A 17,480-nucleotide genomic window follows, 5' to 3' on the forward strand; every position below is an offset into this window, starting at 1 on the left:
GGATGAGCCCATGAGCGACGAGCGCCGGTTCCCCCGGTGGGTCTACGGCACGGGGACCAACCCGGACGCGCGGTTCTCGCTGGCCAACGAGCGGACGTTCCTCGCGTGGATCCGGACCTCGCTGGCCCTGCTGGCCGGCGGCGTCGCGCTGGAGGCGCTCAACCTGCCGGTGCAGTCGGACCTGCGGTTCGCCGCCGCGGTGGTGCTCGTCGCGCTAGGCGTGCTGGCCCCCGCCCTGGCCTGGATCAGCTGGGCCCGGGCCGAACGGGCCGTCCGGCAGGGCACGTCGCTCCCGGCGCCGTCGGCGTTCGGCCTGCTGGTCGTCGGCGTCTGCGTCGCCGGTGGCCTGCTCCTCGTCGGTCTGGCCGTGGCGTGACCGAGCCGCCGCCCACGCTCGCGGCCGAGCGCACGCACCTGGCGTGGCGGCGCACGGCCATCGGTCTCACCGGTGGCGGCGTCGCGGCTGCGCACCTGCTGCAGGAGTTCGTCGGCCCGGCCGCGTGGAGCCTCGCGGTGACCGCCCTGATCGTGTCCGTCGCGCTGGCGACCGTCTCGCACCGGAGGCACCTGGTCGACGGTGCGCTCCCCCCGGGCGGGCGGCTCGTGGCGGCCAGCACCGCGGGCATGCTCGTGATCGGCGTCGCCGCCGTCGCGTTCGTGGTGCTGCACGGGCCCTGAGGTCAGGGCACCCGCGCGGTCCACGCCGGGTCGGTGAACTTGGTCCGCATCAACTCGGTCGCGCGGGCGAGCTCCTCGGGTCGCAGCTCGCCGTCGACCGTCGGGTACCGGTCGCGGAAGTGGGCGGCGAACGCAGCGATGACGGCCTCGCGTGGCAGCTGGGTCTGCGAGCGCACCGGGTCGACCCGCTTGTTCGCGCTCGCCGTCCCCTTGTCCGACAGCTTCTCGCGGCCGATGCGCAGGACATCGAGCATCTTGTCCGCGTCGATGTCGTAGGACATGGTCACGTGGTGCAGCACGGCACCGCCGACCATCCGCTTCTGTGCCGAGCCCGCCAGCTTGCCCGCCGGGGACGCGATGTCGTTGAGCCCGCTGGTGAACGCGTGGACCCCGACGTCCGCGAGCGCGCCCAGCACCCACTGGTTGAGGAACGCGTAGGAGGCCTCGAACGTCATCCCGTCCACCAACGACGCGGGTACCACCAGCGAGAACGTGATGCAGTTGCCGGCCTCCATGAACATCGCGCCGCCGCCGGAGATCCGCCGGACCACCGTGATGCCGTGGCGCTCCGCCGCTTCGAGGTCCACCTCGTTGCGCAGCGACTGGAACGACCCGATGATCACCGCGGGCTCGACCCACTCCCAGAACCGCAGGGTGGGACCGCGGCGCCCTGCCCCCAGCTCCTCGGTGAGCACCTGGTCGAGCGCGGTGTGCACGGCGGGAGGCAGCGGCCCGGGGTGGATCAGCTCGAACGTGTGGTCCCCCCAGCCCGTGGAGTACCCGAGGGCGCGCCGCACCGCGACCGCCACCGCGTGAGCGTCGAACCCGACCATCGTCACCGGTTGGTCCTCGTGGACGAGCGCCGCGGTCACGGCGTCGGCGAGCCGGCTGACCGGGGTGTCCCGGGGCAGCCCGTCGAGGGCCGACGACAGCACCGCGAGCGCCTCGTCGGGCTCGAGGAAGAAGTCGCCGCTGACGCTCACGCCCGTCAGCAGCCCGTCCACCACGTCGAGGTCGACCGCGACGAGCTTGCCGCCGGGGACCTTGTACTCACCGTGCACGCCGCAAGCGTAGGCGGCTGCGTCAGCCGAGCGACTGCACCGCCGACTGCGCGCGGTCCTGGACCATCGCGGACAGGCTGGCGGCGTCGCCCAGGGTCGCCAGCGCCGCCTCCCGGTCACGGGCACCGAGCGCCTCCGCCGTCCACGTCACGATGGTGTTGCCGACGAGCATGTGTCCTCGGTACCCCGGGACCTCGCTCCCCTCGGCGGAGTGCGTGATCTCCTGCACGATCGACGGGTAGACGCCCTGCCCCTCGATCGCGGGCTCGGCCGTCCAGGTGGCCCCGTCGATGTCCGGGTTCACCTGGCTGTACTCGGGGCAGGCGTCGACGGCGGTCACCAGGGCACGGAACGCCTCGCGCGCCGCAGCCGGGTCCGCCAGGAGGACGACCTCCTGCTCGAAGGACATCGCGTCGTTGCCCCACATCAGTGCGTCGAACCACGGTGGCGGGGTGGCGACGACGGTGACCGCGACCGTGCACTGCGGCGGATCGACCGTCGAGCCCGTCGGCAGTCCCCAGGGCAGCTGTCCGGAGGTGATCCGCTGCTGCACCTCGGGCTCGGCAGCCGGGACGTCCGTGAGCAGCTCCGCCGACGAGACGAACAGGGTGGGTGCCGTCGTCGCGTCGAACATCGCGTCCGACCCGGGGGGCGGGACCGACGGCGACGCCGTGCTGGGCGCCGTGCTCGGCGCCGCGGTCGGCTGGACGACGGTGACTGTCGGCGTCGGCTCGGTCTCCACCGGTGCCCACGGCTGCGCGACGAGGGCGGTGACCAGGGCGATCGCGAGGACCGCGACGAGCAGCCACCACCAGCCGGCACGAGACCGACCCGGGCCCGGGCCGGGCGACGGCGCACTGCCGGACACGACCGCTCCCTCCGCACGTCGGCGGCCGCGCTGGGGCGGCCGGGTACCCCGAGGCTAAGCCGCGACGGTCGAGCCCGCAGGGATGAAGTTCAGCGAGGCGTCACACCGTTGTGGCGCAGGCCCCAGATCGCGGAGTCCGTGAGGGCCTCCCACGATGCCTCGAGCAGGTTGGGGCCGACGCCGACGGTGCTCCAGGAGCGCTGACCGTCGGTCATCTCGATCAGCACACGCGTGACGGCGTCGGTGCCGTGCATGGAGTCGAGGATGCGCACCTTGAAGTCGATGAGCTCGAACGTCTCGAGCTCGGGGTACACCCGGACCAGCGCCTGCCGCAGGGCATGGTCGAGGGCGTTGACCGGACCGTTGCCCTCCCCCGTGCTGACGACGCGCTCCCCGCCGGCGTGCAGCTTGACGGTCGCCTCGGCCGTCGCGGGAGTGCCCCGCCCGCCGCTGCGCTCGACGATGGTCCGCCACGACTCGACCCGGAAGTACTGCGGCCGATGGCCGTCGATCTCCTCGAGCAGGAGGAGCTCGAACGACGCGTCCGCCGCCTCGTACGTGTACCCGTTGGCCTCGGCGTCCTTGACGCGGTCCGTGACCCGGCCCAGCAGCTCGGGGCGACCGGCCAGGTCGAATCCCAGCTCCCGGCCCTTCAGCTCGATCGACGCGCGGCCGGCCATGTCGGAGATCAGCATCCGCATGTCGTTGCCCACGGCGGCGGGGTCGATGTGCTGGTAGAGGTCGGGATCCACCTTGATGGCGGAGGCGTGGATTCCCGCCTTGTGCGCGAACGCGCTGCCGCCCACGTACGGCGAGCGGGCGAACGGCGAGATGTTCGTGATCTCGCTGATGGCGTGGGCGATCCGGGTCAGCTCCGGCAGACCACCGGGCAGCCCGTCGCTCACCTTGAGCACCGGCAGCCCGTACTTGAGCTGGAGGTTGGCGACGATGGACAGCAGATCGGCGTTCCCGGTGCGCTCGCCGTACCCGTTGACCGTGCCCTGGACGTGCGAGCACCCCGCCTCGACGGCGGCGAGCGTGTTGGCGACCGCGCAGCCGGAGTCGTTGTGCGTGTGGATGCCGAGGACGGCGTCGGTACCGACCGCTCCGCGGATCTCGTGCACGATGTCCGCGATCCAGGCGGGGACCATGCCGCCGTTGGTGTCGCAGAGGGCGACCACCTCGGCGCCCGCCTCGAACCCGGCGAGCACCGCGGCCCGGGAGTACGCGGGATCGAACCGGTAGCCGTCGAAGAAGTGCTCCGCGTCGACCACCACCCGGCGCCCCTCACGCACCAGGAACGCGACGGTGTCCGCGATCATCGCGATGTTCTCCTCGCCCGTGGTCCGCAGCGCGCGCTCCGCGTGCCGCAGGTCGTGCTTGGCGACGATCGCGACGACGGGCGCCTCGGAGTCGACGAGTGCGCGGACCTGCGGGTCGTCGACCGCGCGCGTCCCCGCCTTGCGGGTGCTGCCGAACGCGGCCAGCTCCGCGTTGCGGAAGTCGAGCTCCTTGGCGGCCCGCTTGAAGAACTCGGTGTCCTTGGGCACCGCGCCCGGCCAGCCCCCCTCGATGAAGCCGACGCCGAGCTCGTCGAGCAGCGGCGCGATGGCCAGCTTGTCGGCGACGGAGAGGTTCATCCCCTCCTGCTGGGCGCCGTCGCGCAGGGTCGTGTCGTAGACCTGGAACGGCGTGCTGACGGGGACGGGCACGATGAGCTCTCTTCGGTGCTGGGACGGGCAACGTCTTACTGCGGAGAACGATCCGCCGGCGGGGGTGTGCCGGTGCAGTCGACGGTAGTCGGGGCGGGGGTGGTGCTCCGACCAACAAAAAGACCCCCCGGGGTACGGGAGGTCTGCGCGTCAGCTGGTGGGCCGACGCGCTACTCGATAATGAGGGAGGAGCGGGTCACCCGTGCATGGTGGCACACGTCACCATCCGAGGTCACGCATTCCACCCCTTGGACGGGCCGGTCAGGGCGAGTCCGCGCGGGCTGATGTCCTGTTCGCTAGCGTTGCTGCGTGTCGTCACCGGCGGCGCGCAGGTCGGTCGACCTACCAGGAGGCAGCCATGACCACCCCCACTCCCCCTCCCGAGCGCCAGTCCGCCTACCCACACTCCACGCCGCCCCCGCCGCCGGTCCCTGTGCCGGAGCCCACCGCCGTCTACCCGGCAGCCCTGCAGCCCGCCGCGGTGCCGGTCCAGCCCGCACCGGCACCCGCACCCACCCGCCCGGCGGACCCGTCGGTGGACCCCGGACGCTTCTGGGCCGGGGTCGTCGCGACGGCCCTGGTGGCGGCCCTCGTCGGTCTGGTCGGTGTCGTGATCATCGACCAGATCCTCAACATCGAGCTCGCCGTCCAGGACATCTTCGGCACCGACTCGACCGGGGCCGCCTACGTGATCGGCGCCGCGGTCCTCGCGGTGCTCGCGGGCGGGCTGCTGCACCTGCTCGTGCTCACCACCCCGAAGCCCAAGGCGTTCTTCGGCTGGATCATGTTCCTCGGCACCCTCACGGCCGCGCTCCTGCCGCTCACCTGGACCGACGAGCTCGAGTCGGCGATCTCCGCGGGCATCGTGAACGCGCTCATCGGCATCGCGATCTGGTCGCTCCTGGTCGGCGTGCTGAGCCGCACGCTGCGCCCCGGGACGCCGATCGACTGAGCCTGCTCAGTCGACCAGCCGCTCCTGGAGCAGACGAGCCAGCGGCCACGCGGCCTCCGCGGTCGTCCCCGCGACCGTCACGGTCAGCCCGTCGGCCGGGTCGTGCAGGCTCAGGAACGACGCACCCGCGTCGTAGCCCTCGAGCTCGACGACGTCGCGGGTGGGGTGCACCCAGAACCCCAGCCCGTACCGCCGCGGGTCCTCCGGCGCTGTGCTGCGCGGCCGCACCATCTGGGCGACGCTGTCCGCGCTGACGATCGCGCCGGCGAACAGCGCGGTCCAGAACCGGTGCACGTCGGCACCGGTCGTGTAGATGCCGCCGTCGCCGTTGCCGAGCACCGGCAGGTGGAACACGTTGGTGCGCCACTGCCCGTCCATCTCGACGTACCCCAGCGCGGCGCGGCCGGGGAGGGCGTCCGACCGCAGGAAGTCGGTGTCGACGAGGCCCGCCGGGCGGCACACCCGGTCGCGGACCAGGTCGTGGAACGCCACCCCGGACGCGCGCTCCGCCAGCAGCGCCAGCACCACGAACCCGCCGTTGCAGTAGAAGAACCGGTCCCCCGCCGGGAACGCCGTCGGGAACCCGTCGAGGACGCGCAGGAACTGCTCGGTGCTGTCCAGCTCGTGCACCGGGACGGTCATGGCGTACGCGCTGATCGGGGTGTCGTCGTCCTCGTCGAGGTAGTCACCGATGCCCGCCGTGTGCGCCAGGAGGTGCTCGACCGTCACGTCGTCGGCGATCAGCGGCAGGTCCGTCCCTAGCAGCGACCGGGCGGTGGTGCCGAGCGAGAGCGTCCCCTCCTCGACCAGGCTCATCACGGCGAGCGCGGTCATGCCCTTGGACCCGCTCGCGATGCCCAGCTGCGAGTCCGGCGTCATGGGGATGCCGTGGCGCCGGTCGGCCAGGCCGTACGCGGCCGAGAGCTCCGTCGTCCCGGCGCGGTCCACCCGCACCACCCCCGCGAAGTGGTTCTCGGCCGCGACGCGGTCCACGTCCGCGAGCAGGTGGGCGTCCGCAGCGCGAGACATCACACGAGCCGGTGGAGCCAGCCGTGGCGGTCGGTCGCGCGGCCGTACTGGATGTCGGTGAGCTCCGCGCGGATGCGGGTGGTCACCGGGCCGGCGTTCCCGTCGCCGACCGTGAGGTCGAAGTCGTCGCTGGCCAGCCGACCGATGGGCGTCATGACAGCGGCCGTGCCGCAGGCGAACACCTCGCGCACCGACCCGTCGGCGAGACCCTGGCGGAGCTCCGTCAACGGGATCTGGCGCTCGGACACCTCGTGGCCCGCGTCCGTCAGGAGCCGCAGGATCGACGAGCGCGTCACGCCCTCGAGGATCGAGCCGGACACCGGCGGCGTGGCCACGCTGCCGTCGGCGTGCACGATGAACACGTTCATCCCGCCGAGCTCCTCGATCTGCGTGTTGGTCGACGCGTCGAGGAAGCAGACCTGCTCGAAGCCCTTGGCGTAGGCCAGCTGCTGCGGGAGGAGGCTCGCGGCGTAGTTGCCACCGCACTTGGCGGCACCCGTGCCGCCGGCACCCGCGCGGTGGTACTCCTGGTCCACCCAGATGGACACCGGTCGCACGCCACCGGCGAAGTACGGCCCGACCGGCGACGCGATGACGAGGAACTCCGCCTCAAGCGTGGGCCGCACGCCCAGGAACGTCTCGGAGGCGTACATGAACGGGCGCAGGTAGAGGCTCGTCTCCTCGCCCGACGGCACCCAGGCGATGTCCGTCGCGACGAGCGCCTCGATGGCGCCGAGGAAGTCCGCCTCCGGCAGCTCGGGCAGCGCCAGTCGTCGGGCCGAGCGCGTGAACCGGGCCGCGTTGTCCCGCGGACGGAACGTCCACACCGAGCCGTCGGCGTGGCGGTACGCCTTCATGCCCTCGAAGATCTCCTGGCCGTAGTGCAGGACGGCCGTCGCCGGGTCCATGAGCAGCGGTCCGTACTTCTCGACGCGCCGGCCCGTCCAGCCGTCCTCGTTCGAGTACGAGATGCGAGCCATGTGCTCGGTGAACACGGTGCCGAACTTCGGCGACGCCAGCGCTGCCTCGCGCTGCGCGTCGGGCACGGGGGTGTCGGTCCTAGTGATCTCGAAGGTGTCGACAGACGTGGGGTGGGTCGTGGTGCTCATGTGCGGGGCCTTTCACCAGAGTCAGGTTTGACGGTACCGGTGAGGACGGCCGGGTGGTATCCGGGGCGGGCGCAGGGGCACGCGCAGGAGATGGATCAGCCGGCGATGCGCGCGGCGAGGTCCTTGCCCACCTCGGCCGTCGACCGTACTCGCTCGGTCGCGCCCCGGTCGGCGATGTCGTCGGCGACGGCCTTCTCGACGCGGGCGGCCTCGGCCGTCAGGCCCAGGTGCTCCAGCAGCAGCGCGACCGACAGCACGGTCGCGGTGGGGTCCGCCTTGCCCTGACCGGCGATGTCCGGCGCGGAGCCGTGCACCGGCTCGAACATGCTGGGCGCCGTGCGGTCCGGGTTGATGTTGGCCGACGCCGCGAGCCCGATGCCGCCGGTGATGGCGGCGGCGAGGTCCGTGAGGATGTCGCCGAACAGGTTGTCGGTGACGATGACGTCGAACCGTGCCGGGTTGGTGACCAGGAAGATGGTCGCCGCGTCCACGTGCAGGTAGTCGACCGTCACGTCGGGGAACTCGGCGTTCACGGCCTCGACCGTGCGGCGCCACAGGTGGCCGGCGTGCACGAGCACGTTGTGCTTGTGCACGAGCGTGAGCTTCTTGCGCGGACGGACCGCGGCACGCGCGAAGGCGTCGCGGACCACGCGCTCGACGCCGAACGCCGTGTTCACGCTGACCTCGTTGGCCACCTCGTGCGGGGTGCCCACGCGGATGGCGCCGCCGTTGCCCACGTACGGGCCCTCGGTGCCCTCGCGGACGACCACGAAGTCGATCTCGCCCGGGTTGCCCAGCGGCGAGGCCACGCCCGGGTAGAGCCGGCTGGGGCGCAGGTTGACGTAGTGGTCCAGCGCGAAGCGCAGCTTGAGCAGCAGCCCGCGCTCGAGCACCCCGGACGGCACGCTCGGGTCCCCGATGGCGCCGAGCAGGATGGCGTCGTGCGCGCGGATGGCCTCGAGGTCCGTGTCCGTGAGGGTCTCGCCGGTCGCGTGCCAGCGGCGGGCGCCCAGGTCGAAGTCCGTCGTGGAGATGGTGACCGCGCCACCGGTCGCGGTGTCGAGCACCGTGTCCAGTGCCAGCAGACCCTGCTCGACGACCTCCGTACCGATGCCGTCACCGGCGACGACGGCGAGGCGGATGTCCCGGGCAGCGGTGGTGTCGACCATGGGACGAGCGTAAACCCCGTCCCACCGGTCGGGACGGATGTCTCACCCTGCGGAACGAGAGGTCAGTCGACCGCGGGGGTCGGACCGACCGTCGGGTAGATCAGCTCGAACCGCTCGAGCATCACGTCGAGCGACGGTGAGAACGCCTCCCCCAGCACCCGCCGCCAGGACTGCTCGTGCTGGGCCCGCCAGGACCCCAGGGAGCCGTCGCCCTCGGCCTCTGCCGACGCGTGCTCCGCGGTCACCTGGTCGAACGGGACCACCTCGACCTCGGTCGCGCGCAGCAGCGCCCGGGGGTCACCGGCGCTGTCGACGACGATCGACAGGTCCCCCACCCGCGGGACCTCGAGCCCCACCTGCGCCAGCTCGGCGACCGCCAGCGCCGTGGCCGTCTTGCGCCCGTCGAGCACCCGGGCCAGCAGCTCCTCCGCCTCGGCGTCGTCCCCGTAGGACCACGACGGCGGGGGAACCACGTCCTCGGGCGTCCCACCGACGACGCTGTCCAGCTTGCCCATCCCGACGTGCCCGCGGGCGGCCTGCCAGAACGCCGCGATCCGCTCGTCCTCGACCGCGCCCTCGACGCCGTGCTCCGGCGGTTCCACCTGCTGGTCGGTCATCGTCGTCCTTCCGTCGTCGTCGGCCCATCCTTGCGTACGTCCAGGTGGGCGGCACGACGGACCGCAGAACCCAGGTATCGCTGTGCGCCGGTGTCGGGTTCGCCGGACGAACGAACGGCACCGCGGGCGGGATGCCCGGCGGTGCCGTTCGGTGGTGAGGGTGTGTCAGCGCGCCGCCGAGCCCTCGACGTAGTCGGTCTCCGAGGGCTTGACCCAGGCGAACAGCTTGCGCAGCTCGCGGCCCACGGGCTCGATCGGGTGGTTCTGGCCCTTCTCGCGCAGCTCCTTGAACTCCGGCGCGCCGGCGTCCTGGTCGTTGATGAAGCGCTCGGCGAAGGCACCGTTCTGGATGTCTGCGAGGACCGCCTGCATGTTCGCCTTCACGTCGGGCGTGATGACGCGCGGGCCGGACACGTAGTCGCCGTACTCGGCGGTGTCCGACACGGACCAGCGCTGCTTGGTGATGCCGCCCTCGAAGATGAGGTCGACGATCAGTTTGAGCTCGTGCAAGACCTCGAAGTACGCGACCTCGGGCTGGTAGCCGGCCTCGGTCAGGGTCTCGAAGCCGTACTGGATGAGCTGCGAGACGCCACCGCACAGGACGGCCTGCTCACCGAACAGGTCGGTCTCGGTCTCCTCGGTGAACGTCGTCTTGATGCCGGCGGCGCGCAGGCCACCGATCGCCTTGGCGTAGGACAGCGCGAGGTCCCACGCGGAGCCCGACGCGTCCTGCTCGACGGCGACGATGACGGGTACGCCGCGCCCGTCGACGTACTCGCGACGGACCAGGTGACCCGGGCCCTTGGGGGCGACCATGAGCACGTCGTGACCCGCGGCGGGCTTGATGTAGCCGAAGCGGATGTTGAAGCCGTGGCCGAAGACGAGCGCGGCGCCGTCCTTGAGGTTGGGCTCGATCTCGTCGCGGTAGACGATGCGCTGCACCTGGTCGGGGGCCAGGATGACGACGACGTCGGCCTCGCGGACCGCGTCGGCCACCGAGGCGACCTTGAGGCCCTGGTTCTCGGCCTTGGCACGGGACGCGGAGCCCTCGCGCAGGCCGACGGTCACGTCGACGCCGGAGTCGCGCAGGTTGAGGCTGTGCGCGTGCCCCTGGCTGCCGTAGCCGACGACGGCGACCTTCTTGTTGGCGATGATCGACAGGTCGGCGTCGTCGTCGTAGAACAGCTCGGCCACGATGGGTCTCCTCGGTGTGTGGTTCTGCGTGCGAAAAGGGTGGAAACAGGGAGTTCAGGCGCTGCGGTTGACGCGCTCGAGGGCGCGGTCGGTGATCGAGCGCGACCCGCGGCCGATGGCCACGGTGCCGGACTGCACGATCTCCCGGATGCCGAACGGCTCCAGGGCGGCGAGCAGGGCGTCGAGCTTGCCCGGTCCGCCGGTCGCCTCGATGACGACGGTGTCCGGCACGACGTCGACGACGTGCGCACGGAACAGGTGCACCACCTCGAGGACACCGGTGCGCTGCGTGGCGTCGGCCTTGACCTTCACCAGCAGCAGCTCGCGCTGGACGGACGCGGCGTCCTCCAGCTCGACGATCTTGATGACGTTGATCAGCTTGTTCAGCTGCTTGGTGACCTGCTCCAGCGGCAGGGCGTCGACGTCGACGACGACCGTGATGCGGGAGATCTCGTCGTGCTCGGTGGGACCGACCGCGAGCGAGTGGATGTTGAACGACCGCCGCGCGAACAGGCCGGCGACGCGCGTGAGCACGCCGGGCTTGTTCTCGACGAGGACCGACAAGGTGTGACGGGACATGGCTCAGTCCTCCCGGTCCCACGCGGGGCTGATCCCGCGCGCGTACTGGATGTCGTCGTTGGAGACGCCGGCGGCGACCATCGGCCACACCATGGCGTCGCGCGACACGGTGAAGTCGATGACCACGGGCTGGTCGTTGATCTCGAGCGCCCGCTTGATGGTGGCGTCGACGTCACCGACGGTCTCGCAGCGCAGCCCGGCACAGCCGTACGCGTCCGCCATCTTCACGAAGTCGGGGATGCGCACCGTGCCGTGGCCGGTGTTGAGGTCGGTGTTGGAGTAGCGGGACTCGTAGAACAGGGTCTGCCACTGGCGCACCATGCCGAGCGACGAGTTGTTGATGATCGCGACCTTGATCGGGATCTCGTTGATCGTGCAGGTGGCCAGCTCCTGGTTGGTCATCTGGAAGCAGCCGTCGCCGTCGATCGCCCACACGGTCCGCGACGGGTCACCGACCTTGGCGCCCATCGCGGCAGGCACCGCGTAGCCCATGGTGCCCAGGCCCCCGGAGTTCAGCCAGGAGTTGGGCCGCTGGTACTTGATGAACTGCGCGGCCCACATCTGGTGCTGGCCCACGCCCGCGGCGAAGATCGACTCCGGCCCGGACAGCTCGCCGATCCGCTGGATGACGTGCTGCGGTGCCAGGTGGCCGTCGGCCGGCTCGTCGAACCCGAGCGGGAACGTCGAGCGCCAGTCGTCCAGCTGGCGCCACCACTCCTCGAGGTCCGGCTTGCCGTGCTGCGTGTGCTCGCGGGCGAGCTCGGGCAGCAGGTCCGCCATGACCTCCTTGAGGTCACCGACGATCGGCACGTCGACCGTGCGGTTCTTGCCGATCTCGGCCGGGTCGATGTCCGCGTGCACGATCGTCGCGTTGGGCGCGAAGCTCGACAGCTGACCCGTCACGCGGTCGTCGAACCGGGCGCCGAGGGCGACCACCAGGTCGGCCTTCTGCAGGGCGGCGACGGCGGCCACGGTGCCGTGCATGCCGGGCATCCCGAGGTTCTGCGGGTGCGAGTCGGGCAGCGCGCCGCGGGCCATCAGGGTGGTCACGACGGGCGCCCCGGCCGCCTCGGTCAGCGCCCGCAGCTCGGCCGCCGCGCGGGCACGGATGACTCCGCCGCCCACGTAGAACACCGGACGGCGCGACGTCGCGATGAGCCGGGCGGCCTCGCGGATCTGCTTGGCGTGCGGCTTGGTCACCGGGTGGTAGCCGGGCAGGTCGAGCTCCTGCGGCCACGAGAACGTCGTGCGGGAGACCATCGCGGACTTGGCGATGTCGACGAGCACCGGGCCGGGCCGGCCGGTCGAGGCGATGTGGAACGCCTCGGCGATGACGCGCGGGATGTCGTCGGGGTCGGTCACCAGGTAGTTGTGCTTGGTCACCGGCAGCGTGATGCCGACGATGTCGGCCTCCTGGAACGCGTCCGTGCCGATCATGGACGCGGCCACCTGGCCGGTGATCGCGACCAGGGGCACCGAGTCCATGTGCGCGTCGGCGATCGGGGTGACGAGGTTCGTCGCGCCCGGACCGGACGTCGCCATGCAGACGCCCACCCGCCCGGTCGCGGCGGCGTAGCCGGCGGCCGCGTGGCCACCGCCCTGCTCGTGCCGGACCAGGATGTGGCGGACGCGGGTGGAGTCCATCAGCGGGTCGTAGGTGGGCAGGATCGCGCCACCGGGGATGCCGAAGACGACGTCGACGCCGGCCTCCTCGAGCGAGCGGACGATCGACTGCGCGCCGGTGACCTGCTCGGGCCCGATCGCGCTCGCCGTCGCGGCGGGAACCGAGACGCGTGCGGCGGTGGGCGTGGGCGTTCGCGGCGGTGCCGGGTGAGGGCCCTGGACCATCGATGTCTCCCTGGGTCGAGCTTCTGGTCGTGCGTGGTTGCTGCCTGAGCATGAAAAAACCCCTCGAGCCACGTACGGGCTGGACGAGGGGCGAGCGCGCTGACGGGGCCTGTGCGGGAGGCCTCTAGCCGGCGCGCTCAGGAAGTACTACGAGAAGGATCGTCTGCACCCGGTGGAGACTACGCCCAGGTTTCCGATGTGTCACGCCGCCGGACGCCAATCTCACATGGTGGTTTACGGGATCACCTAGTGGACAGTGTGGACGGACTCCGAGTCGGGCACAGGGTCCATGTCGAACGCCGGGAGGCCGTCGATGCTCGTCCGGTTCTTGAGCCGCCGGTAGGCCGCCTGACCCTCGACGCCCTTGCGCTCCATGTGCGGCGGCAGCAGGTCACGCTCCCCCTCCAGGGTCATGAGCGGCACGCCGTACCCGCAGGAGTCCGAGACCCGGTCGACGTCGACGACGATGACCGCGCGGGCGCCACGGGTCTCCGGGAACAGCGCGGCGAGCTGGTCGAATCCCTCGTCGTACAGCGTCACGAACCGGCCGCGGCCGTACAGCCGGACGATGTTGGGCGGCCCCTGGAACGCGCAGAACATGAGCGTGATCCGGCCGTCGTCGCGCAGGTGGGCGATGGTCTCGGCGCCGCTCGCGGTCAGGTCGAGGTACGCCACCGTGTGCTCGTCGAGCACCACGAACGACCCGGCGATGCCCTTCGGCGAGACGTTCACGTGCCCGTCAGGCCCGCTCGGTGCGGTCGCGACGAAGAACATCGGCTGTGCGTCGATGAACGCGCGGAGCTTCTCGTCGATCCCTTCGTGGACCTTGCCCATCGTCGACCACCTCTTCCTCGGCGCACGGGTCTCGTCGACCTTAGCCACCGCGCCGGCAACGCCGGGGGCTGGCCACCGTGCGGACGCGTGGGGGTGCCCCACCGACACGGGCCGGGGACATACCTACCGTTGTCGGACATGGCGACCACCTCCACCGACGCCCCACCCACCGGGCCCGCGCGTCCGCCGCGTCTGGCTGCGCCTGCCCGCCGGCAGCGGCGGGCTGCAGGCCGCCGCGTGGGCTGGGTCGCGGTGCTGCTGACGTCGCTCGCGATCGTCACCTACTCGGCCGTGCCCTACCTCATGGGCTCGCTCGGGCAGCTCGACCCGGACCGAGCGCCGCTCGCAGCCGCGTACTCGCAGACCCCGACCGTCGTGCAGGTCGCGCTCGTCGTCCACGTCGTCGGAGCAGCCGTCGCCCTGGTCGTCGGCCCCTTCCAGTTCTGGGCGGCATCCCGCCGGCGGTTCCCGGGGCTGCACCGGTGGCTGGGCCGCACCTACCTCGTCGGGGTGTGGGTGGGCGGCGTCGCGGCGCTCGTCATGGCGCCGTACAACACGGCGGGCATGATCGGGTTCCTCGGGTTCGGGACCCTGGGCGTGCTGTGGGTCTGGACCGGGTGGCGCGCGTACCGGGCGATCCGGACCGGGGACGTCCGGTCGCACCAGGCGTGGATGATCCGCAACTTCTCCCTCACGTTCGCGGCGGTCACGCTGCGCACGTGGACAGGGGTTCTGGTCGCCGCGCAGGTCTACGCCGCTGGAGACGCCTTTGACTTCGACGCCGCCTTCGAGAACGCGTACAACGCGGTGACCCTCCTGGCGTGGGTGCCGAACCTCCTGATCGCCGAGTGGATGGTCCGGCGGCGTGGGCTGCCGACACTGCGGATCGTCGACCCGACGACACCCGACCCGCGCGCCGGGACCGCTCAGGCGGAGCGGCGGTAGACCCGCGCCTCCCACGGGCGGAGCTCCGACGCCGGGACGTCGGTGCCGTCGTAGTTGCCGAGCACCAGCGTGCTGCGGTCGTCGAACGTCCAGGCGTCACCCACGTCGAACCCCTGCGGCTCCCCGCTGAAGTTCCCCAGGACGAGCAGCGCGTCGGCACCGAGCCGGCGGACGAACGCGTAGACGTGCTCGTCCTCGGGCAGCAGCATCGTGAAGTCGCCGAGCCCGACCACGGGGTCGTCGTGCCGCAGGGCGATCAGCGCGCGGTAGTGGTGGAAGACCGAGCCCGGGTCCGCCCGGTCCGCCGCGGCGTTCACCGACGGGTAGTTGGCGTTCACCTCGATCCACGGGGTGCCGGTGGTGAACCCGGCGTGCGGCGAGTCGTCCCACTGCATCGGGGTCCGGGCGTTGTCCCGGCCCATCGCGCCGATGCCGGCCAGCAGGTCCTCGTCGGACCCGGTCCCGACCGTCCGCGCGATCGCCACATGGTTCAGCGTCTCGATGTCCCGGTACTGGTCGAACCGCGTGAAGTGCGCGTTCGTCATCCCGAGCTCCTCGCCCTGGTACACGTACGGCGTGCCGCGGTGCAGGTGCAGGACGGTGGCGAGCATCGTGGCCGACTCCCGTCGGGACGCTCCGTCGTCACCGAAGCGCGAGACGATCCGCGGCTGGTCGTGGTTGTCCCAGTAGAGGCTGTTCCAGCCGACGTCGGCCAGGCCCGCCTGCCACCGACCGAACGACGCCTTCAGGTCGAGGAGGCGCAGCGGGCGGACGTCGAACTTGCCGCCGGGGCCGTGGTCCAGGCCGACGTGCTCGAACTGGAACACCATGTCGACCTCCTCCCGGGCCGGGTCCGTGAAGTCGCGCGCCTGCTCGACGGTGACACCGGGCATCTCTCCCACCGTCAGCAGCCGCTCGGGACGGTCGGCGAAGACCTCCTTGTGCATCTCCGCGAGAAACTCGTGGATGCGTGGGCCGCAGACGTACGACGCGGAGCCGTCGGCGAGCAGACCGCCCGTGACCACCCCGTCAGGCAGGGCCGGGTCCTTCGAGATCAGGTTGATGACGTCCATGCGGAAGCCGTCGACACCCCGGTCCAGCCACCAGCGCATCATCGTGTAGACCGCGTCTCGGACAGCGCGGTTCTCCCAGTTCAGGTCCGGCTGCTTGCGGCTGAACAGGTGCAGGAAGTACTCACCGGAGGTCTCGTCGAGCTCCCACACGGACCCGCCGAAGAACGAGCCCCAGTTGGTCGGCTCCGCCCCCGGCGCACCCGCCGCCATCCCGTCGCGCGGTGGTCGCCACCAGTACCAGTCCCGCATCGGGCTCGACGGGTCCCGGGACTCGACGAACCACGGGTGCTCGTCGGACGTGTGGTTGACCACGAGGTCCATGACCAGCTTCATGCCACGCGCGTGCAGCCCCGCGACCAGCTTGTCGAGGTCCTCGAGGGTGCCGAACACCGGGTCGACCGCCTGGTAGTCGCTGATGTCGTACCCGTTGTCGTCCTGCGGTGAGGCGTAGATCGGTGACAGCCAGACGACGTCGACCCCCAGCTCCGCCAGGTGGTCGAGCCGGCCGATGATGCCCGGCAGGTCACCGATCCCGTCGCCGTCGGAGTCCGCGAACGAGCGCGGGTACACCTGGTACACGACGGCTCGGGTCCACCAGGGGGCGTCGTCGACGGTGAAGGTCACGGGGTTGCTCCTCTCGTCTCCCCGGAGCCGGCCGGGGCGGTCATCAGGTCCTGCACGGGCTGGTCGAGGCGGATGCGCTCGACGGCGTCCTGGATCGCGATCGTCGCCGCGCCGCGGGCCCACGCGGAGAATCCGGACTCGTCGACATAGAGCCGGACGGGCTCGGCGCGCGGGTCGCGGTCGGCGGCGATGGCGGCCCGCACCCGCGCCTCGGCGACGGCGAAGAGCCCGATGCCCTCGCCGGCGAGCACGGCCGCGGGCTGCAGCGTGAGGTTGACCGAGAGGGCGACGAGACGTCCGAGGGCGGTCGCAGCCTCGTCGACCACGGTTGACGCCGCCGGGTCGCCGTCGTGCGCGAGCCGCAGCGCCTCGGCGTAGTCGAGCGGCCTGCGGTGCGCCGCCGACACCTGGGCCGCGATGGACCCGGAGGCCAGCATCGCCTCCGCGCAGCCGCGGTGGCCCGAGTGGCACACGGGTCCGGTCGTGCTGAGCGGGATGTGGCCCCCGAGACCGACGCCCGCCTCGCGCGAGTGCACGACCTGACCGTTCACGACGAGGGCGTACCCGATGCCGGCCCCGATGGTGATGACAACGAACCCGGGGATGTCGCGACCCAGCCCGAACCAGAGCTCGGCCTCGGCGAGGGCGACGAGGTCGTTCTCGAGCGACGCAGGCACGCCCAGCTCGGCCTCGACGAGCTCGGCGAACGGGACGTCCGTCCAGTCGAGGAACGGGGCGAACTCCACCACCCGGCCGTCCCGCACGGCACCGCCGATCGCCACGCCGACGCCCGCGATGCGGTCGAGGCCCAGGTCACGGACCGCGCGAGCGATCTCGGCGGCGACCCCCGCCGGGTCCCGGCCGTGCAGGGGGCGCTCCTCGTAGGCGACCAGCCTGGCGCGCACGTCCGTCCCGGCGACGTGCAGGGAGTCCCCGGTGACCTTGACCCCCGCGAAGTGCGCCAGGCCGGGCCGCACGTCGAGCGGGCGGACGGGGCGACCGACCGAGCCGTCGGTCCGGTCGTCGAGCTCGACCAGCAGACCGGCGTCGAGGAACGGCTTGGCCAGGCGCGTCAGGCTGGGGGGCGACAGCCCGAGCCGGCTCGTCAGCTCGCTGCGCGAGATGGGCCCATGGATCAGCACCGCGCGCGCGAGGGCGCTCTCGCTGTCGCTCAGCATGCACTCGGCC

General features: G+C 71.7%; 17 protein-coding genes. 4 read left to right on the plus strand and 13 right to left on the minus strand.

Annotated elements, in window-relative coordinates; genetic code table 11:
- Window positions 1–10: 10 nt before the first annotated feature.
- Together ASG23_RS07345 and ASG23_RS07350 are read left to right on the plus strand one after the other, a co-directional pair.
- Window positions 11–376, plus strand: coding sequence for a YidH family protein (locus tag ASG23_RS07345; RefSeq protein WP_056022305.1), 366 nt, complete (start codon window positions 11–13; stop codon window positions 374–376).
- Window positions 373–678: a YidH family protein gene (locus tag ASG23_RS07350; RefSeq protein WP_056022309.1), complete on the plus strand. Its 306-nt coding sequence runs from the start codon at window positions 373–375 to the stop codon at window positions 676–678. Before ASG23_RS07345 ends, ASG23_RS07350 begins: the two co-directional genes overlap by 4 nt.
- 2 nt (window positions 679–680) lie before the next feature.
- On the opposite strand, the gene ASG23_RS07355 is transcribed toward ASG23_RS07350, so the two are convergent.
- The 3 genes from ASG23_RS07355 to cimA form a co-directional block, all read right to left on the minus strand.
- Complete coding sequence (locus ASG23_RS07355; protein WP_056022311.1) at window positions 681–1,739, minus strand: lipoate--protein ligase family protein; 1,059 nt, start codon at window positions 1,737–1,739, stop codon at window positions 681–683.
- A 22-nt stretch (window positions 1,740–1,761) separates the two neighbouring features.
- On the minus strand, window positions 1,762–2,607 hold the full coding sequence (locus tag ASG23_RS07360; protein ID WP_056022314.1) for a sensor domain-containing protein: 846 nt from the start codon (window positions 2,605–2,607) through the stop codon (window positions 1,762–1,764).
- 89 nt (window positions 2,608–2,696) lie between these two features.
- A complete protein-coding gene (gene cimA / locus ASG23_RS07365; RefSeq protein ID WP_056022317.1) occupies window positions 2,697–4,319 on the minus strand; it encodes a citramalate synthase in 1,623 nt (540 codons plus the stop codon).
- Between the two features lie 358 nt (window positions 4,320–4,677).
- Between cimA and ASG23_RS07370 the strand changes: the two genes are divergently transcribed.
- Complete coding sequence (locus ASG23_RS07370; RefSeq protein WP_235520928.1) at window positions 4,678–5,271, plus strand: hypothetical protein; 594 nt, start codon at window positions 4,678–4,680, stop codon at window positions 5,269–5,271.
- A gap of 6 nt (window positions 5,272–5,277) precedes the next feature.
- On the opposite strand, the gene ASG23_RS07375 is transcribed toward ASG23_RS07370, so the two are convergent.
- The 8 genes from ASG23_RS07375 to ASG23_RS07410 all read right to left on the minus strand — a co-directional run bounded on the left by ASG23_RS07375 (window position 5,278) and on the right by ASG23_RS07410 (window position 13,650).
- Complete coding sequence (locus tag ASG23_RS07375) at window positions 5,278–6,300, minus strand: serine hydrolase domain-containing protein (RefSeq protein ID WP_056022323.1); 1,023 nt, start codon at window positions 6,298–6,300, stop codon at window positions 5,278–5,280.
- Complete coding sequence (locus tag ASG23_RS07380; protein ID WP_056022326.1) at window positions 6,300–7,409, minus strand: branched-chain amino acid aminotransferase; 1,110 nt, start codon at window positions 7,407–7,409, stop codon at window positions 6,300–6,302. The genes ASG23_RS07375 and ASG23_RS07380 overlap by 1 nt, the downstream gene beginning before the upstream one ends.
- 95 nt (window positions 7,410–7,504) lie before the next feature.
- Window positions 7,505–8,578: a 3-isopropylmalate dehydrogenase gene (locus ASG23_RS07385; RefSeq protein WP_056022333.1), complete on the minus strand. Its 1,074-nt coding sequence runs from the start codon at window positions 8,576–8,578 to the stop codon at window positions 7,505–7,507.
- A gap of 62 nt (window positions 8,579–8,640) precedes the next feature.
- Complete coding sequence (locus ASG23_RS07390; protein WP_056022336.1) at window positions 8,641–9,195, minus strand: ASCH domain-containing protein; 555 nt, start codon at window positions 9,193–9,195, stop codon at window positions 8,641–8,643.
- Between the two features lie 165 nt (window positions 9,196–9,360).
- Complete coding sequence (gene ilvC, locus ASG23_RS07395) at window positions 9,361–10,389, minus strand: ketol-acid reductoisomerase (RefSeq protein WP_056022339.1); 1,029 nt, start codon at window positions 10,387–10,389, stop codon at window positions 9,361–9,363.
- 54 nt (window positions 10,390–10,443) lie between these two features.
- Window positions 10,444–10,968, minus strand: a complete 525-nt coding sequence (ilvN, locus tag ASG23_RS07400; RefSeq protein ID WP_056022342.1) for an acetolactate synthase small subunit — start codon at window positions 10,966–10,968, stop codon at window positions 10,444–10,446.
- Between the two features lie 3 nt (window positions 10,969–10,971).
- On the minus strand, window positions 10,972–12,816 hold the full coding sequence (locus ASG23_RS07405; RefSeq protein ID WP_056022345.1) for an acetolactate synthase large subunit: 1,845 nt from the start codon (window positions 12,814–12,816) through the stop codon (window positions 10,972–10,974).
- A 246-nt stretch (window positions 12,817–13,062) separates the two neighbouring features.
- Window positions 13,063–13,650, minus strand: coding sequence for a pyridoxamine 5'-phosphate oxidase family protein (locus ASG23_RS07410; protein ID WP_056022348.1), 588 nt, complete (start codon window positions 13,648–13,650; stop codon window positions 13,063–13,065).
- Window positions 13,651–13,788: 138 nt separating this feature from the next.
- On the opposite strand from ASG23_RS07410, the gene ASG23_RS07415 reads away from it, so the two are divergent.
- Window positions 13,789–14,595: a DUF2306 domain-containing protein gene (locus ASG23_RS07415; RefSeq protein ID WP_056022351.1), complete on the plus strand. Its 807-nt coding sequence runs from the start codon at window positions 13,789–13,791 to the stop codon at window positions 14,593–14,595.
- On the opposite strand, the gene ASG23_RS07420 is transcribed toward ASG23_RS07415, so the two are convergent.
- A complete protein-coding gene (locus ASG23_RS07420; RefSeq protein ID WP_056022354.1) occupies window positions 14,577–16,292 on the minus strand; it encodes a glycoside hydrolase family 13 protein in 1,716 nt (571 codons plus the stop codon). The genes ASG23_RS07415 and ASG23_RS07420 overlap by 19 nt on opposite strands.
- Entirely contained in the window at window positions 16,289–17,470 is a 1,182-nt protein-coding gene (locus tag ASG23_RS07425; protein ID WP_082515930.1) for an ROK family transcriptional regulator, read from the minus strand. The genes ASG23_RS07420 and ASG23_RS07425 overlap by 4 nt, the downstream gene beginning before the upstream one ends.
- Window positions 17,471–17,480 lie beyond the last annotated feature (10 nt).

Origin of the sequence: Cellulomonas sp. Leaf395, assembly GCF_001424125.1 — a bacterium.
Taxonomy (GTDB): Bacteria; Actinomycetota; Actinomycetes; order Actinomycetales; family Cellulomonadaceae; genus Cellulomonas.

What these genes read in the sequence shown, in the direction of transcription:
- ASG23_RS07345 (WP_056022305.1), top strand. Translation starts at nt 11, where the DNA reads ATGAGCGACGAGCGCCGGTTCCCCCGGTGGGTCTACGGCACGGGGACC.
- ASG23_RS07370 (WP_235520928.1), top strand. Translation starts at nt 4,678, where the DNA reads ATGACCACCCCCACTCCCCCTCCCGAGCGCCAGTCCGCCTACCCACAC.
- ASG23_RS07375 (WP_056022323.1), bottom strand. Translation starts at nt 6,300, where the DNA reads ATGTCTCGCGCTGCGGACGCCCACCTGCTCGCGGACGTGGACCGCGTC.
- ASG23_RS07380 (WP_056022326.1), bottom strand. Translation starts at nt 7,409, where the DNA reads ATGAGCACCACGACCCACCCCACGTCTGTCGACACCTTCGAGATCACT.
- ASG23_RS07385 (WP_056022333.1), bottom strand. Translation starts at nt 8,578, where the DNA reads ATGGTCGACACCACCGCTGCCCGGGACATCCGCCTCGCCGTCGTCGCC.
- ASG23_RS07390 (WP_056022336.1), bottom strand. Translation starts at nt 9,195, where the DNA reads ATGACCGACCAGCAGGTGGAACCGCCGGAGCACGGCGTCGAGGGCGCG.
- ilvN (WP_056022342.1), bottom strand. Translation starts at nt 10,968, where the DNA reads ATGTCCCGTCACACCTTGTCGGTCCTCGTCGAGAACAAGCCCGGCGTG.
- ASG23_RS07405 (WP_056022345.1), bottom strand. Translation starts at nt 12,816, where the DNA reads ATGGTCCAGGGCCCTCACCCGGCACCGCCGCGAACGCCCACGCCCACC.
- ASG23_RS07410 (WP_056022348.1), bottom strand. Translation starts at nt 13,650, where the DNA reads ATGGGCAAGGTCCACGAAGGGATCGACGAGAAGCTCCGCGCGTTCATC.
- ASG23_RS07415 (WP_056022351.1), top strand. Translation starts at nt 13,789, where the DNA reads ATGGCGACCACCTCCACCGACGCCCCACCCACCGGGCCCGCGCGTCCG.
- ASG23_RS07425 (WP_082515930.1), bottom strand. Translation starts at nt 17,470, where the DNA reads ATGCTGAGCGACAGCGAGAGCGCCCTCGCGCGCGCGGTGCTGATCCAT.